This window comes from Paenibacillus sp. FSL H8-0280 (assembly GCF_045040665.1).
GTDB classification, from domain to species: Bacteria; Bacillota; Bacilli; order Paenibacillales; family Paenibacillaceae; genus Paenibacillus; species Paenibacillus xylanexedens_A.
In genome coordinates this window covers 3783494-3799301 of sequence record NZ_CP150296.1, presented here as the reverse complement: position 1 = coordinate 3799301, position 15808 = coordinate 3783494, and the positions used below count along the sequence as shown (strand labels likewise).

The 15808-nt window shown below is 41.6% G+C and carries 15 protein-coding genes and 1 pseudogene; 6 read left to right on the top strand and 10 right to left on the bottom strand.

The window, feature by feature from the left end:
- The first annotated feature begins 303 nt into the window (after window positions 1-303).
- From MHI12_RS16585 to MHI12_RS16570, 4 genes are all read left to right on the top strand, one after another.
- Window positions 304-687, top strand: coding sequence for a RidA family protein (locus tag MHI12_RS16585; protein WP_405169773.1), 384 nt, complete (start codon window positions 304-306; stop codon window positions 685-687).
- Between the two features lie 572 nt (window positions 688-1259).
- Window positions 1260-1736: a nuclear transport factor 2 family protein gene (locus MHI12_RS16580; protein WP_341007707.1), complete on the top strand. Its 477-nt coding sequence runs from the start codon at window positions 1260-1262 to the stop codon at window positions 1734-1736.
- 261 nt (window positions 1737-1997) lie between these two features.
- A complete protein-coding gene (locus MHI12_RS16575) occupies window positions 1998-2588 on the top strand; it encodes a TetR/AcrR family transcriptional regulator (protein WP_405169772.1) in 591 nt (196 codons plus the stop codon).
- An 83-nt stretch (window positions 2589-2671) separates the two neighbouring features.
- Window positions 2672-4042, top strand: coding sequence for an MFS transporter (locus MHI12_RS16570; RefSeq protein ID WP_405169771.1), 1371 nt, complete (start codon window positions 2672-2674; stop codon window positions 4040-4042).
- A 327-nt stretch (window positions 4043-4369) separates the two neighbouring features.
- Here the strand turns inward: MHI12_RS16570 and MHI12_RS16565 are convergent, their stop codons facing one another.
- The gene (locus MHI12_RS16565; RefSeq protein WP_341007704.1) at window positions 4370-4798 is read right to left on the bottom strand and encodes a MarR family transcriptional regulator; all 429 of its coding nucleotides are present in this window, start codon (window positions 4796-4798) and stop codon (window positions 4370-4372) included.
- A gap of 169 nt (window positions 4799-4967) precedes the next feature.
- On the opposite strand from MHI12_RS16565, the gene MHI12_RS16560 reads away from it, so the two are divergent.
- The gene (locus MHI12_RS16560; protein ID WP_405173012.1) at window positions 4968-6278 is read left to right on the top strand and encodes an amidohydrolase family protein; all 1311 of its coding nucleotides are present in this window, start codon (window positions 4968-4970) and stop codon (window positions 6276-6278) included.
- A 133-nt stretch (window positions 6279-6411) separates the two neighbouring features.
- Here the strand turns inward: MHI12_RS16560 and MHI12_RS16555 are convergent.
- Window positions 6412-6707, bottom strand: a pseudogene (locus tag MHI12_RS16555) (ester cyclase); the annotation flags it as partial.
- Here MHI12_RS16555 and MHI12_RS16550 point away from each other — a divergent pair.
- Window positions 6666-6998, top strand: a complete 333-nt coding sequence (locus MHI12_RS16550) for a winged helix-turn-helix transcriptional regulator (protein WP_405169770.1) — start codon at window positions 6666-6668, stop codon at window positions 6996-6998. The pseudogene MHI12_RS16555 and the gene MHI12_RS16550 sit on opposite strands and share 42 nt — an antisense overlap.
- Window positions 6999-7004: 6 nt before the next feature.
- Here the strand turns inward: MHI12_RS16550 and MHI12_RS16545 are convergent, their stop codons facing one another.
- From MHI12_RS16545 to MHI12_RS16510, 8 genes are all read right to left on the bottom strand, one after another.
- Complete coding sequence (locus MHI12_RS16545; RefSeq protein ID WP_405169769.1) at window positions 7005-7838, bottom strand: radical SAM protein; 834 nt, start codon at window positions 7836-7838, stop codon at window positions 7005-7007.
- Window positions 7839-8010: 172 nt separating this feature from the next.
- Window positions 8011-9138: a Ger(x)C family spore germination protein gene (locus tag MHI12_RS16540; protein WP_405169768.1), complete on the bottom strand. Its 1128-nt coding sequence runs from the start codon at window positions 9136-9138 to the stop codon at window positions 8011-8013.
- Complete coding sequence (locus MHI12_RS16535; RefSeq protein ID WP_405169767.1) at window positions 9135-10229, bottom strand: endospore germination permease; 1095 nt, start codon at window positions 10227-10229, stop codon at window positions 9135-9137. The genes MHI12_RS16540 and MHI12_RS16535 overlap by 4 nt, the downstream gene beginning before the upstream one ends.
- Window positions 10230-10232: 3 nt before the next feature.
- Window positions 10233-11708, bottom strand: coding sequence for a spore germination protein (locus tag MHI12_RS16530; protein WP_405173011.1), 1476 nt, complete (start codon window positions 11706-11708; stop codon window positions 10233-10235).
- 274 nt (window positions 11709-11982) lie between these two features.
- Entirely contained in the window at window positions 11983-12720 is a 738-nt protein-coding gene (locus tag MHI12_RS16525) for a PAS domain-containing protein (RefSeq protein ID WP_405169766.1), read from the bottom strand.
- 559 nt (window positions 12721-13279) lie between these two features.
- Window positions 13280-13807 carry an antiterminator LoaP gene (loaP, locus tag MHI12_RS16520; protein WP_341007697.1) on the bottom strand — a complete coding sequence of 176 codons (528 nt, stop codon included), beginning with the start codon at window positions 13805-13807 and terminating at the stop codon, window positions 13280-13282.
- Between the two features lie 144 nt (window positions 13808-13951).
- Window positions 13952-15151 carry a cytochrome P450 gene (locus MHI12_RS16515; protein WP_405169765.1) on the bottom strand — a complete coding sequence of 400 codons (1200 nt, stop codon included), beginning with the start codon at window positions 15149-15151 and terminating at the stop codon, window positions 13952-13954.
- A gap of 52 nt (window positions 15152-15203) precedes the next feature.
- A complete protein-coding gene (locus MHI12_RS16510) occupies window positions 15204-15719 on the bottom strand; it encodes an isoprenylcysteine carboxylmethyltransferase family protein (protein WP_341007695.1) in 516 nt (171 codons plus the stop codon).
- Window positions 15720-15808: the final 89 nt, after the last annotated feature.

Below are 15808 nucleotides of genomic sequence, written 5' to 3'. Positions count from 1 at the left end.
TAAGTTTGCAATAAACATTATGTAGACGTCTTTTCCACCTCACTGCCTTTAGTCAATAATTTACTCCAAGATTCTATTATATGATCAATAATCAACCGATCCAAATTGTATCTGTGAACGTCGAGGTCGTCTTGTTTTAATTATTTTGGTAAGTTTCATGCCCTTCTTTCGCCTTTATATTAAACATACTTATATATACACACACTATCCTTTCTGATAGTAACTATCAATAAAGTGCGTACTATATTTTAATAAGTGTTTATTTTATACTAGCCTTACTTTGAAGAAAAGGAGTCAAAAACAATGACTACAGTCAAAACCTACAGTCACGATCTTTGGGATCACGGCATCAGCCAGGGCTACAGCGTCAACGGCACCATTTATATTTCGGGACAATTTTCCCACAATACGGAGGGCGTCTTCGTTGGTGAGGGCGATATTGAAGCACAGACCCGGCAGACGCTGGAGAATCTCGATCGCGTGCTGGCGGAATTTGGGATCACAAAATCGAACCTCGCTTATGTGGAGATTTATCTGACAAATGCTCAAGAGCATATCGAGCCGTGCATTGGGTTGTTTAAGGAATACATGGGACAACACCGGCCTGCGGGCAGCTGTATCGGTGTGACATACCTAGCGTCACCTGAGCAGCTAATCGAAATCAGTGCCGTTGCACACACAAACTAACTTCATTACTGTTTTTTTATATGTCACTAAATCTGATATTTCTTGAATGCTTAAAAGAGGACCATCTCATTAATCGCTATATCTGATGGTTGTTCAATGCATTGGGAACCTCAACAACGATACTTGTTTTCTAGATTCCAAATTGTCTATCTTCATCAATAGCCAACTTTAATATCGGATCTTTATAAAATGATTGTATGGGTTGAGCCTTGACATACTATATAAACTGCGATAATATTATCTCAGATGACAGTCACCACTGACAGTCATTAAGGCAAGGGATAGCGAATAAGTAACAGTGAAAATTTTAGCAACAATGAATAAAATGCTGTTGGCAACGCTCGATCTAATCACGGAAAAAGGTTACAAGATGTGCAGATAATCACTAGGGCTCAACCCCTAGTTTTTTTACTCACATGATGACAGTCAGTACAGACAGTCATTTCAATTTGAAGGGTGGTGGTTTGGCAGAACAAAGTTAAAAATTACGCAATACGGATGAAGAAAATAGTTTAAATTAAGTAAGTTTTGATCAGTCGAATACCAACCACTAACCAAGGAGTGAACATGACATGACATTGAAAAAAGACGATAACACACGCCGCACCGCTGCACAGAACACCCTGACCGAGCACCTGCGCCTTACCGCAGCAGGACGCGTCGACGAATGGTTGAAGCTGTTTGCCCCGGACGCTGTGCTCGAGTTCCCGTACGCGCCGGCCGGCGTCCCCCAACGGGTTACGGGCCGAGACGCACTGTTTGCTCACATGAGTAACTTTCCCAAGACCTTTGACGTGGAGTTCGTCGACCTGGTATTCCACGAGACGGTCGATCCGAATCTGGTGATCGCCGAATTCCGCTCGACGGGAACGGCGCTGCCGACCGGCAAGCCGTATGAGCAGACTTGCATCTCCGTCGTTCGGACCAATGACGACGCGCTCATCACCCACTACTTGGACTACTGGAACCCACTAGTAGCGATCGAGGCGCTCACCCCCCACGACGTGCAGTCCGATCCTGATGACCACAGTGTGACTTTTGGGAGCTGAGGGGAAGCCATGTTTTTAGCTGATGCCTATGCCCTCCGCTGATGCTAGCACGAAGAGCGACGAACGACGTCGGACCATCCATGCATTTTCATTATAATTTATTGTAATAAACATGGTACCATTTCCTGAAAGAGGTGATGGTACCATGTTTATTTCCCAAAGGTTCTAACGTCTCTAATTTTATTTGACATTGTTATGTACTTTAGCTACTATAACAATGATGACAGTGATTACTGACATGATTAGAAAAGAGGAATGAAGATGTCTAACAATACAAAATTAAGCAGTAGGGAAAAATTAATGACGGCTGCCATTGACTTAATCTCAAAAAAAGGCTATAGCAGTGTAACAACTCAAGAAATTGCTACTTCTGCTGGTTTAAGTGAAAAAACATTGTTTCGGCAATTTGGAACGAAACAAAACTTGTTAGAAACAGCCTTCGACCATTATCACTATTCAGAAGAAATGGCCAAGATATTTAATGAAAGGCTAGTTTGGGACCTACAAACGGACTTAACATTGATCTGTAAAACATATCATGAAATTATGAATCGTAATCGAAAAATGATTATGATTAGCTTGAAAGAAGAAGATAATTTACCTGGTTTCAGGGAACGAACAATAAAACATCCTCGTCAACTGATGGAAGTTTTGACCAATTATTTTAAAACTATGTATGATAAAGGAAAACTGATTGAAACGAATCCTGAACTACAAGCTTTTTCATTTATGTCACTGAATTATGGTACATTTATAAATAATCTGAATGCAGGATCTTATTTTCCAGCTCTCTCTTTAGAAGATATGATTAAAGAGTTTGTGTGGCTATTCTCTAGGGCCTTAACTCCCTAGTTTTTTTCTCAATAATTTGACAGTAAGTACTGACGGTCATTTGTTTAATTATTCATAGCATATAAAGAATCGAGGAAAATTAAATGAACAGCAACGCTGCTACAACAGATAAAACAGGCCAACTTTTACTCCGTGTTCTAGTCTTCACGCTTATTATTTCAGTTATGAACGGAACGATGTTTAATGTGGTATTGCCGGTAATCAGCAAGGAATTTGAACTCACCGCATCACAAGTAACTTGGATTGTCTCAGGTTACTTGATTGTGTATGCCATTGGTACAGTAACCTATGGGAAATTATCAGATAAATTTAGTATTAAAGCTTTAATTACGTTTGGTCTCTTACTTCTCGCGGCTGGGTCCATTGTGGGTGTGGTGGCAACACAGTATTGGATGATCATCGTTGCGAGGATCTTGCAAGCTGCTGGTGCGGCTGTGATACCGGCGTTAGCCATGATAATTCCTGTTCGTTTTTTTTCACCTGAGAACCGTGGTCACGCTTTGGGAACTTCTGCAATCGGGACTGCTCTTGGATCAGCACTTGGTCCCATTATTGCTGGATTCGTCTCGAGTGCTTTAAATTGGAAATTTCTCTTTGTAATACCTCTGCTCTCTCTTATCACGTTACCCTTTTATAGAAAATATTTGGATGATCAGCCAGTGACAAACGAAAAAATTGATTATATTGGCGGTATTCTGTTGGCAGGAACAGTCTCCACTTTCTTACTGGCACTTTCACAATCCAATATCTGGTTGTTAGTAAGTGGATTAGTCATCTTAGGTTTGTTTATCCTGCGAATTCGCTATGCTTCCGTTCCCTTCGTGAATCCCGTGATCTTTAGAAATAAACAATATTCGATGGGGATGGTTATTGCATTTGTACTCATCGCGGTTGGCTTCGGCATTCCATTCCTGACACCACTCATGTTATCGAATGTGAATGGTCTGTCTCCTGCATTAATTGGATTCATAATGTTGCCTTCAGCCCTTGTTACAGCGTTTCTTGGTCGTAAGGGCGGAAAATTAGCTGATGAGAAAGGGAATCCTTTTCTACTGTATACTGCCTCAACACTGCTTGTTGGTGGTTTCATTATTCTCTCTTCAGTCGTGGGGATGTCACCTACGTATATTCAAATTTTCCTCACACTAGGTGTACTAGGTCAATCTTATATGCAAATTGCTATGTCAAACACCATTTCACGTACCTTGCCTAAGAATGAAATTGGGATCGGTATGGGGTTGTTATCGATGTTTAACTTTATTGCAGCAGCAGGATCTACGGCTGTCATCGGCAAGGTACTTGACGGTGGAACAAGCACTGTTCAATTAAATCCGTTTGTACATGATAAGGTTGCTTTTGTGTATAGTAACATTTTGCTGGCTCTAGCCGTGGTAGTCGTTGTAATGACAGTTCTTTATTATTATCAGTTTGGACGTAAATCCAAAAATAAATAAATATCATTATATTTAAAAGGAGGTGAAATCAACGAAAAATATAACCCATAATTTTGTCCTTGAAGACATTTCGTTTTCGAAAAACCTGAACCACACTTGAACCTTTAGCGATATTTACGCCAACAACAGGTTCCATGTTCTCAGTCCTTATCTTTCGTTTCGACAGTCCTTTCCACGATGTTTCCAAACCCATAGCTCGCTTGTTATACGGGGTCAACTGCCTCTACCAGCATAAACATGGTCTTTTTGGACGTCGTGGGAGAACTGTTTTTGTTACGAGGTTCTAGCCTCTAAAGCCGCCACCAGTTACCTCTGCCTGCCCGTCTGTCATATGCGTTCATTAATTCTGATCAGTAATTTCTTTAAGATTTGCTTCTCCTCGTCATTAAGGGCTTGAACGATTTCATCCTCCACTTTTTGAAATGAGTTATTAAAGTCTTCAATCAAGTCAACCGCTTTTGGTAATACATAAATATTTTTTTGCCGTTCATTATTGGCCGGGATTTTACGTTCGATGAAACCTTTTTGTTCTAGAACTTGAAGCATGCTTGTAACGCTTGCCCCACGCAGATGAAACCGATCTGCAAGATCCTTTTGAATAATATGATTATCTTGATTCTCATAAATATAATCGATTACTTTTCCTTGTTGAGAACTTAATCCTAGCTCTTTAATACTCTCATCCGCTCTTTTCTTTAACTTAAGACCGATAATTTGAAACAATTCCATATAAGGCGTATCTTCTCGGGAATGCATGACCGTCCATCGTCCCCTCCGTAATTGTTAGGAATCTAATTGTAAGTAGATAAAATATACAGTGATCCCAGTAGGCTTGTCAAACAATAGTTAGTCTATTGACTGTTAGATACCTAACAGTTATACTCCGAAGTGTTGAATCACAAACACATTAGGAGGATTTTTTATGATGGAGAAATTAAATCAAAATGCTGGGTTAAAAGAAATTACGGCGATTACAAATGTACGAATCTTTGATGGGTATCAAATTATTGCTCCCAGACATATTGTCATTAAAGGGGTGTCCATTATTTCAGTGGGCGGAGATATCCCAAGCGATGCAAAAATTATCGATGGAGAAAATGCGACATTAATACCCGGCCTGATTGATGCACATGTCCATACCTCAATTGGCGGATTACGAGATGCCTTGAAATTCGGTGTTACAACAGAACTCGAAATGAATGGCGATTTTACGAAAAGAGGGCGCGAAATTCAGCTAAAAAATGTGGATGACATCGCAGACGTCCGATCTGCTGGTACAGCGATTACCGCTCCTGGTGGGCACCCAGATGAATTACTGCCTGATGGAGATGAAATACCTGAATTCATATTAAAGGAACTAGAGAAGTTATCGGAGGAAGACCGGGAAGCAATGTTGGCCGCCTACGCTCACGATCACGACGAAATACCTCAAGTGACGACGGTTGATGAAGCGATCAAACATGTGCATACCCAAGTTGAGAATGGATCCGACTATATTAAGATCATGATTGAAGAGGGAACGGTCATGGCTGCACCTGGCCTGCCTGTTCTAAGTGACGAGATTCTAAAAACAGCCGTTAATGAAGCCCACAAGTTCGATAAGTTGGTCATTGCCCACGTCTTGACGGCTCTTTCATCGAAAGCTGCCATCGATTTTGGAGTCGACGGTTTGGGCCACTTGTTTATCGACAGACCCGAGTACACATCCGAATTGGTTAAATCCATAGCTGATTCTGGAGCTTTTGTTACACCGTGCTTGGTTTTGAATTCATCAATTATTGGTAATCCGGCATCGGAATTGGCTAATGATCCACGAGTTCATTCCAAATTAAGTCCGGATTGGATCGATATTTTGAACTCAAGCTTCAATACATTCCCACAAGGCAATATGGAGAACAGCTTTAAGAATGTGATGGATCTTCACCGTGCCGGAGTTGATATTCTTGTAGGGACGGATGTCGCACCGGTTCCCGTTCCGAACCTTGGTGGCCTTGCTCATGGGGCCAGTGTTCACCACGAAATGCAGCTGCTGGTGAAGGCTGGGTTCACTCCGATCGAAGCTCTTCAATCGGCTACTTCCAAACCGGCCCGTTGCTTTGGTCTACATGATCGTGGCCGGATTACCGAAGGTGCACGTGCTGATCTTCTTCTCATAAACGGTGATCCGATCACTAATATTTCAGATACCTTGTCAATCAAATCCGTATGGTCTAATGGTTCGCAAAAACTAGGCTAAAACTAGTAGTTTATATTTCCTAATTGTAAAATCACTAAGAAGAGGGATTGCAAAATGCAGTCCCTCTTCGATTTTAATCTATTTATCCAACTCTTAATTTTTTAGGAACGATGCCCAAATCGAGGAACTGTAATTATGCTTTTGGAATTGCCCCTATTTGTTGAAGCAAGCCAAGCATATCGGGTTGACCATACTCTTCAATAATTTGGCCATTAGAGATCCGATCAAAATTCATTGCATTTACTTCGATTTTTTGCTCGTTGGTGGAAACCCGAGAAACTCTCCGTCTTGTGTGCCCTTCATGACAAAATGAGCTGCTATTAGATCCTCTTCTGCTACCAGCTCCTTAACAGTCCATTGTATATCGGAAAAACCAGATCTCATCATATGAATTATGGAGAGATAACCACTTGGACCATTCATTGGTTCTTTTTGCGTAGGTTGTGTCCCGTCGCAACGACAGTTGGATTGATAGGTAACAAGTGGAGGTTATTGGTTATGAGAGATCTTTTGAAGGGAACTCAACGATTCGGAGAACTTCGTAAAAGTATCCCGGAGATCAGTCAAAAGGTTCTCACTGAAAATTTACGCTCAATGGAAGAGGATGGAATTGTCATTCGTACTGTTTTTGCAGAAGTCCCTCCGAGAGTCGAATACAGCTTAAGTGATTTAGGAAATTCACTGAAGCCCATTTATTTTCTTAAGTCAATGAATGGCTAGTTAAAATCAAAATGGATATGCGCTGTTTTTAGATACATGAATTATTTCAGATGGAAACCTTGCCTTAAAATATTTTTCCACTTTCAGATGAATGCTTTTCTCGTACCATCTGTCCCAGCTGTTCACATCAAATAATTGTGGCATCCCTAACCGCTCAGATCTCATCCCCATTTGACCATCACCAATCAGTAGCGTATCAATCCAAATTCGATCAGTTATGCCTTGTATCTTGTTAGCGAAATTAGGTGAAAAAGGTAGCACTGGGGAAATAGATACTTGTGTATGTATCCCTGCATCCTTTATCTTTTTCAAGGCTTTAACTCTTAAATCTATTCCAGGAGCATAGGGTGAAAAAATTCGTTTCACGTCTTCGCGATCTGTCTCGATTGTCATTGAAACCAGAATTCGACATTTTCCCTTTAATTTCAGCAGTATATCAAGGTCTCTGGCAACCAGAGGGCTTCTAGTTTGAATTTGAAGTGAATCTGGTGGGTTTGTATCCATTGCTTCCAATAGGCTTCTTGTAATGTTTGCCTTCTGCTCTACAGGTTGATATGGATCTGTGGCTGATGACATGAATATACTTATGGGTTTATTTTTACGTCTTAGAAGAGAAACTTCCCTTAGATAATTTTCTGCTGCATTTTTTTTGACATCCACCCACGATCCCCAAGGAATATCCTTAAACTTTTGAATAGGCATTTCTCTGACGTAACAGTATTCGCAAGCAAATGCACAACCCGTATAGGGATTTAGTGAATGAGTAAAACCAATATCTAGATAACCTTTTACTTCACTTAATATTTTCTTAGACACAATGTCTTTGATTTCAATTGGCATGATGCTACCATCCCCTCAAATACTTTTCAATCTATCATCTTGGCAATCATTTCTTCGTTGCGTTTTATCTTAAAATTTCTCATGCTACTTGAAAAGTAGGCACCTTTTTATAAGATAGGAACCAGAATGTAACTATTGGGTGTTAACAACAACAAAAACGGTTTCAACTCGATTATTCTACTGCTCCAGTGGAGCCGATTCGAAGATCAACTTCCACATCAAAATGTGCTCGAGATAGTTCTTTCCCCCAGTCGGCCTGTGCTTCCTTGTATAAGGGATACTGATATGCTCTGGCATAAAACCCATACCCGAAAGGATCGATATTATAGCTTTGGCACTTTTTAATAAGCGCCTCCATGCTTTTTTTCATTTCCTTGCTTAATTTATTTGCCATTTCTTCGGAATTTCCCAACAGCTCAAATTCAAGAAACTTTTCAGTTATGCTGACGATAGACTTCACTTTAATGTTGAATTGAAATCTGCCATTTTCATGAGAGGATTTCGTTTTTACCGATATGTCCCCTAAAGAAAAACTCACTTTGTCGATGTTAAATGGCATGGTTTGTTGCAAATCATCAACAGGAAAAGTGAGACTGACCCCTGGTTTAGCCTCATTTTTCAAAATGTGAAGAAGTGACGTCTCCTGATAGGTTAGGGAAGTTCTGTACTCTCCTTTTCGGGATAAAAGAGTTGTTCCTTTTAGCATGATTTTATTATTTTCGATCTTGATTTCCGAGATGGAAGGCGTCATCGCTCGATCATACAATTGTCTATGTAGCTCCTGCGCGGTTGTTTTTACAGTAGCTGAACTTCTGCTTCCTGAATCGACAATCGCTTTTATAAATAAAGGTAGCGGCGGTTGATCTTTGGCTTGAACATTAAAAATATCCTCCATAGGACCGTCAAAAGCAATGATGCGGTCGGTAATCGTATTGCGAGGATCGCGGAACATGACATCAAGTACTTTAAACCAATCCTTATATTGAAGCAATTGTTTCCCTACAATGATGACTTGAAAATTACGTCCGGCAAGCGAACCGGGAAATTGTGCATCCTGCTGATTCCTGGACTGTCTTAAGCCTTCTGCTATTCCTCCCCCTTCGCGGCTTTTCTTTTGAATGTCCTTACTGAATACAGGTGCAGATATGTAATAATGGAGCTTTTTATCTTTGACATCCAAACCAAGAGCCAAAGGAACCGTTGCATCTTCCAAATTGGTTTTGTCACTGGCGCAACCTGCGAGCGCAACCAATAAAATGCAGGAAACAACCGAGATAATGAATTTTCCGACCCATCTCATGTGCGTTGCCCCCCTCCCATCTTTTTGCGGATCGCTACATATAGAAGAATACCCGCAGGCAGAGCAAACTCCATCATAAAACCAATATAATTGAGTGCGTAGTTTATTTGAGTAGATTTGATAAAGCTGGGCCGATAGAGGAGAAAGCTAATTTCAATGACAATACACCACACGGCAAGGTGGTATCTTTCCTGACCTTTTCCTACCAGCGAAGCGGAGCATCTCGAGACAATATACATGGAGGGAATCCATATGCAAGAAAACACGAACAGATAAAATGCGATGAATACCACTTCTACGCGCTCAATAAACTGAAATTCAACGGACTTCATAATGCTAATCACGGGGTCGTTATACTCCCCGATCTCATCAGGACTAAAGTACACGTAACAAATCAGGGTGATTCCCAAGTAAACGATGCAAGTGAGCGTGTTGGAGATGATCATGGCAGGTAATGCTTTTTCTTTGTTGACTAGTTGGGGATAGAGAAACAAAACCAGGCCGATGCCAAGCATCGGATAGATCATAAATTTTACGGATGAAAGAATCGGAAGCCATCCCTCTTTTAAGATGGGCAGTAAATAGAGCCAGTGGGCATTACTCAGTGTAGATATATAAATGAACGGAATCCATATGGAGAGCATCGTGACTATTTCGCTGTACCGCCCGATCGCCTGAAAACCATGCTGCGCAATCTGGAATGTGGGGATGAGCAGCAGCAGGACTAGAATATAGATATATGTGCTTGGCAATAACCATAATTTAATAACGAGTGAAGCGATCATGTAACCGTCATATGCCAGAAGCAAATAATAGACCATAAATATAAAAGCAGCTACTTTTGCTGCCCACACGCCGGTATAACGCTGAATCAATTCGAGTATTGAGCTGTTTGGACTATGTTTCATCAGCTTGACGATCGCTACAGAGGATAACGTTGCCAGCCCCCAGCCTAAGAAAATGACCATCCAACCATCTGTGCCGGCATGCCTTGCAAGCTCTCTTGGGATAGACAAAAAAGCAACACTGATTTGGAAGGTAGAAATAATAAGAATGAATTGAAGCATCGTTACCGGGCGTAATGACTTCATGGTTTATTTCTTCTCCTTCCATCCTCTGCTTTTCCCCTGCCTTATCGACTGGCGGGATTTCGTGCTTACAGGGCGGTTGTTCATCATCCACAAAGGCAGCCGCAGTAAGGTATCTTTCCAATCCATGGCCCGAAATGGTGCTATAGGTGTACTATAGGAATTACCGAGCGAGTTTAATGTTATTAGCCGGATGATAAAGCTCATCATCCCAATGACAAGTCCTACAAATCCGAACCAGCTAGCTAGTATCATCATCATGAACCGCATAATTCGCACAGCTGCCATCATGTCTTGATTGGGAATAATAAAAGATGAAATAGCTGTAAAAGCCACCACGATAACCATTACATTGCTGATTAATCCTGCCTGCACAACTGCCTGTCCAATGACAATACCACCAACGATTCCTACGGTTTGTCCTACTGGAGCTGGAAGACGAACTCCCGCTTCCCTTAACATCTCAAGTGTAATTTCCATAATGATCGCTTCAACAAATGGCGGGAATGGAACCTGCCCCCGTGACTCACCAAGTGTTAATAACAGCTTCAATGGTATGATCTCAAAATGAAACGAAATGACGGCTATAAAAAATCCAGGCAAAAAAATAGCGATGAAAAAGGCAAAGATGCGCAATATTCTGAGAAATGACGATATGGACCATCGAGAACTGTAATCATCAACCGTTTGAAAAAAAGACATGAATGTAGCCGGCGCAACCAGAACACTTGGCGAACCATCGACTACAATGACACAACGCCCCTGCAATATTTGAGAAGCAGCCGTATCCGGTCTCTCTGTCGTAATCATTTGGGGAAGCAACGCAAGCGGTTGGTCCTCAATAAATTCAGCCAATTCTCCGGTGTTAATGATGGCATCCACGTCAATGGATTGAATCCGTTCTTCGAGCGCTTTAATAATGTCCGGTTGGGTCACATCTTCCAAATAAAGCAAAGATATTGGCGTTTGTCCCCGCTGCCCAACAATATACCGCTTCACCTTTAACTCTTTGTCCGCAATATAACGACGGATCATGGCAATATTTTGAGAACCTGTCTCTATAAATCCTTGATGTGCCCCTTTCAGTGAGGGCTCCTGCTGAGGATCCTCAATAGCGCGTTGCGGGAATCCTTTTGTATCCAATGCGTATGCAGTACTTCTTCCTTCAATAAATAACACACTGTAGCCGAGTATAATGGAAAGTCTGAGCTCTTCCCACTTGGAGTGAGGTTTTACATATCCCACTGTTGTAATGAAATCTCCGGAAGGATTTCCGGTTTCTAGTTGAAGTGGAGCAAGAACATTTTGATTAAGTGACGCTTTATCTGTCAATTCTTCCATATAGATTATAGCGGCTAGTTCTCCGGTCTGTTTTATGCTTAACTTTCGGATGATTAAGTCGGGAGTATTCGTAAAGATTTCTTCAATTCTACTCAAGGATTCGTTCAAACTTTTAGTTATATTTTCCTCTTTTGTGTTCATGGCAGATTGTTCATCCACTCCCTTTACCTCCCTTCTTCCAGCAACATTTCCTTATTATGACGATTATTCTCTTCGATATACATCGCGGGTTGTTCATTCGAAAGGTATTTACGTGCAATCATTCCGTTTCCGAAAAACAGTTATATCATTATAGGAGTAAAGATACCGTCCTACTCCTTTCTATCCTGCACCTACTGCATTCATCATAAGTACACATACAAGAAAGCAGCCCGCGCGGGCTGCTCCTTTGTATATCATTTTTTTAGTTTCAGTTCTAATTATTTTCCACGAGCATCATGTTTTTAAAGTCACCGTCCTCGTCGAACATGGGTGTTCCTTTCATCTCCAGCCATACAGGATAGCCCTGTTCATGCTGCCGCTTTATTTCGTAGGTAAAGGGCTTTCTCAAAAGCAACATACTCATAAATACTGTACGAAACTTATCGTCCACATCTCCATTTGGTTGGTAAAATACCCATTTACCTATGTATTCTTTTGGATCGAAGCCAAGCACCATTTTATGAGAAGGAGAGGCATACTCCACAATGCCATCCAGGTTGATCAACTGGATCAGATCGAGGGAGTTATCGGCTAAGAGGCGATAGCGCTCTTCGCTTTCTTTCAAAGCCTTAAGCAGATGCCTGTACTCAGTAATGTTTTTAGCTACTCCAAAGATCCCGTTTACCTTACCTTCAAAAAACAAAGGAACTTGCTTAATTTGCAAATAAACAATCTCTCCATTTTTATGATGAGCTTCGGCAACATATTGACATGATGCACCCTTTAAGACCTCCGAAAAATATTGGATGATCAAATCAAGCTGATGTTGACAAAAGAGATCTTTGTAGTATGAACCCATGATTTCACTCTTTTGAAATCCTAAACACTCTGTAACCCCTTCATTTACTTCTACGATCGTTCCTTCGTTCGAAACGATAAAAGTGGCATCTGGATTGCGATTTATGATTGATCTAAATGCTTCAATGGACTGCTCGCTCAAAAACTCTTTCATACTTCCCGATCAATCCTCCGCTAGAATGGCTTAATTTGTAGAATAACTATACAATATTTTAGCAAATTTTGTTTTCATTTAATATTACTAAAATTATCCAACCACTACACACCTCTAAGAACAACTTGTTAGCGAAGCATTGGATAGGTTTTTTGAATCAACGGCTCAAGGGAATGGAAGAATAACAATTTAAACCGACGTTGACGTCATAAATCCCGACCCGGATAAATTAAGTTACACTGTTAAGTTACCTTTCGGTGGTTCTATATCAGTGAGCTTAAAAAACGTCGTTGAAGTTTTAGCGGGACTTGCTTAATTCCACAATAAAAATGGAGCAGCTGCGCACAGGCGAACTGCTCCTTGCCGTATGAATAACGTTAAATGACGACTATTACATCTCGGAGTAACATAAATATATGCAATGAAGCTATTTCTTCTCGAATATGCTGCCTTTGCGGATCGTTATACATGTGCCTCAACTGTTCAGCATTCCACTGAGGGACACCGATTTCCTTACTCCTCTTCCCTGCAATCTCCTACCAATGCTCATCCAGTTCACTCAAGCAAGTAAGACATTGATGCCAACATCGATCAATTTGACCTCGTTCAGCAACTGCACCTCAATTTTGGCCCTTGACTTGCGTTTATCAATTTTCCGTATCATCGCTTCTTTGCCGAGGAGTGGTCCGGATGTTACTTTGATTTGGTTCCCGCCGATAATGATATCTGAGTATCCCATTGTTCCGTTGACACCGCATAGCTGGATGAGCCAGTCCATCTGTTCCTTGGGAATCGGAGTGAAAAAATTGGCAGCCTGATCATGCTTGTGAATACCGCCATTGACCATATACAAAATATATGGCGTTTTTTTGATGTTGTAATATAAATCGTGAATCTGTCCGGTTTGGATAAAAATATAGCCTGGAAACAATACTTTGGTGCAATGACGAGTTTTTCCCTGCTTTCGTTCCGGAATCATTCGTTTGGGTACTAGACAACTCAAGTGCTGTAGCGCATAAAATCGATCCATAAAAAGTTTAATTTCTTCTTCTTTACCACTCTGTACAAAAAAGCTGTACCAGTTCATAGATCCTCCCATGATCTTTTTTTGGACAATTTTAAACCCATTCATTATGTATTATTATAATAAATTACATTTAAGTAAATAAAAAGTGCCTAGGGTCACGGTTCACCCCAGGCACTTTTTACGTCTTTTCACCTAACAGATCGATCAGCCGTGAAGCAGAACGGATAAATTTTTCAGCCCGTATACATTGCTGGGGTTGACGTCGAGCTCATATTCGGGATGCACTTGAAGCCCCGGATAGGTAGTCAGCATCGCTGTCAGCGCCGCTTTGGCTTCCATTCTGGCCAGGTGGGAGCCCATGCAAAAATGGATGCCTTTACCCAGAGCCAAATGGGGGTTATTTTTTCTGCCAAGAATGAACTTATCGCCTTCTTCAAATATGTCCTCATCCCGGTTCGCCGAACCGATCCAATTGACAACATAGTCGCCGGGCTCCAGTAATTTGCCGCCAATCTCTGTGCGTTTGAGCACTTTGCGAATCGCTCGCTGCAACGGAGAGCGGTAACGCAACATCTCCTCGACAGCGGATGGGATCATTTGTGGATGCTGCGCCAGTTCCTTAACCAGCTCATAATCATTGAATGTGTAGATGGAGTTGGTGATGAGACTGGTGGTGGTTTCATTTCCTGCGATAAGCAGCATGACACAGCTTGCAATCAGCGACTCGGAAGACAGCTTCTCTCCATCTTCCTCCGCCTGTGTCAGGTCTGATATGATATCATCAGCTGGATTACGGCGTTTCAGTTCAATGATGTCCTGAAAATAGGCCACAAGCTGTGTACTCGCCTGAGCCTGGAGCTGATAAATGCGCATATATTCTTCGGGCGTATTCTCCTGGGGAGCCAGCGTCAGTGTGTTTGCCCAGTCCCGGAATTGCTCGCGGTCGCTTGTAGGAACACCAAGCAACTCGGAAATAACAATCATCGGCAGCGGGGAGGCAAAGTCCTGCACCATATCTATATCGATGCGTCCTTCAATCGATTCCATCAGCTCCTGGACAATCATATCAATTCTGGACGCCCAAGAGGACATCGCTTTTGGGGTGAATGCTTTGGCTAACAGCGCGCGGCTGATGGTATGCTTGGGCTGATCCTGAAAAATGATCGTATCCTGAATAATCGGTGGAGCGAGCACCTTGTTGGAGAAGTATTCCTTATCCTCAGCAACTCGTTTGACATCCTCGTATTTGAATACACTCCAGACATCCTCTGCTTCGTTATAATGAACCGGATCTTCCTGCCGCATTTTTTTGTACCATGCAAATGGCTCATATTTTTCCACGTTGGTCTTAAAACCTGTAACCAAGTTCAAATCGGGAAAACTGCTTCTTTCCTTGATATTCACACCAATCGCTCTCCTTTATATCATATGTGCAGAAGGGATGCAGCCCGTTTGCCTAGTACTGAGTGAACGTTTGTTTCATCACTTTTTCCTCCAGATTAATCCGGTTGAACAGTGTAATGAGATGAAGGATGAACAAAGGCACAAATACAGGCCAGGCTTGAGAAATCAGTGCAAAACCGATAAGCTCGGGAATGATGTTCAGGTAATAATTGGGATGGCGCACCAGCCGGAACAGCGAGCTTTGCACCAGTTTGTGGTCTCTGGCAATGTATAGCTTGTATGTCCAAAAAGGGCTGAGTTTGCGAATAACATAGATGAGACAGCAAAGGGCAAACACATACACGACAAGTCCAATTACGGTCAATACATTAAACTGCACATCGTAAATAAAGGCGTATACAATGCAGCTCAAATAAATCAGGTTTTGCAGCACAAATAACACTTTGCTGTTCAGGTTGCCGTACTCGGTGCCTCCTCCTGCAACGATCTTTTTCTCGTTACGCATGGCAATAATAACCGATGGTATACGAATGAGTGAGATGATAATTAACAAAAATCCAATCCACATGGTGATCCGCTCCTTCTTCTCGCTTTTTATATTGGCAAGTATGGATTACATGCATTTCCTCACCGAGACTTTCTCGCTGGAACTTTATT

Excerpts from the sequence above, each read along its gene's own strand:
- MHI12_RS16560 (WP_405173012.1), top strand. The coding sequence starts at position 4,968 with ATGGAGAAATTAAATCAAAATGCTGGGTTAAAAGAAATTACGGCGATT.
- MHI12_RS16585 (WP_405169773.1), top strand. The coding sequence starts at position 304 with ATGACTACAGTCAAAACCTACAGTCACGATCTTTGGGATCACGGCATC.
- MHI12_RS16565 (WP_341007704.1), bottom strand. The coding sequence starts at position 4,798 with ATGCATTCCCGAGAAGATACGCCTTATATGGAATTGTTTCAAATTATC.
- MHI12_RS16580 (WP_341007707.1), top strand. The coding sequence starts at position 1,260 with ATGACATTGAAAAAAGACGATAACACACGCCGCACCGCTGCACAGAAC.
- MHI12_RS16525 (WP_405169766.1), bottom strand. The coding sequence starts at position 12,720 with ATGAAAGAGTTTTTGAGCGAGCAGTCCATTGAAGCATTTAGATCAATC.
- MHI12_RS16540 (WP_405169768.1), bottom strand. The coding sequence starts at position 9,138 with ATGAGATGGGTCGGAAAATTCATTATCTCGGTTGTTTCCTGCATTTTA.
- MHI12_RS16570 (WP_405169771.1), top strand. The coding sequence starts at position 2,672 with ATGAACAGCAACGCTGCTACAACAGATAAAACAGGCCAACTTTTACTC.
- loaP (WP_341007697.1), bottom strand. The coding sequence starts at position 13,807 with ATGAACTGGTACAGCTTTTTTGTACAGAGTGGTAAAGAAGAAGAAATT.
- MHI12_RS16545 (WP_405169769.1), bottom strand. The coding sequence starts at position 7,838 with ATGCCAATTGAAATCAAAGACATTGTGTCTAAGAAAATATTAAGTGAA.
- MHI12_RS16510 (WP_341007695.1), bottom strand. The coding sequence starts at position 15,719 with ATGTGGATTGGATTTTTGTTAATTATCATCTCACTCATTCGTATACCA.
- MHI12_RS16530 (WP_405173011.1), bottom strand. The coding sequence starts at position 11,708 with ATGAACACAAAAGAGGAAAATATAACTAAAAGTTTGAACGAATCCTTG.
- MHI12_RS16535 (WP_405169767.1), bottom strand. The coding sequence starts at position 10,229 with ATGAAGTCATTACGCCCGGTAACGATGCTTCAATTCATTCTTATTATT.
- MHI12_RS16575 (WP_405169772.1), top strand. The coding sequence starts at position 1,998 with ATGTCTAACAATACAAAATTAAGCAGTAGGGAAAAATTAATGACGGCT.
- MHI12_RS16550 (WP_405169770.1), top strand. The coding sequence starts at position 6,666 with ATGAATTATGGAGAGATAACCACTTGGACCATTCATTGGTTCTTTTTG.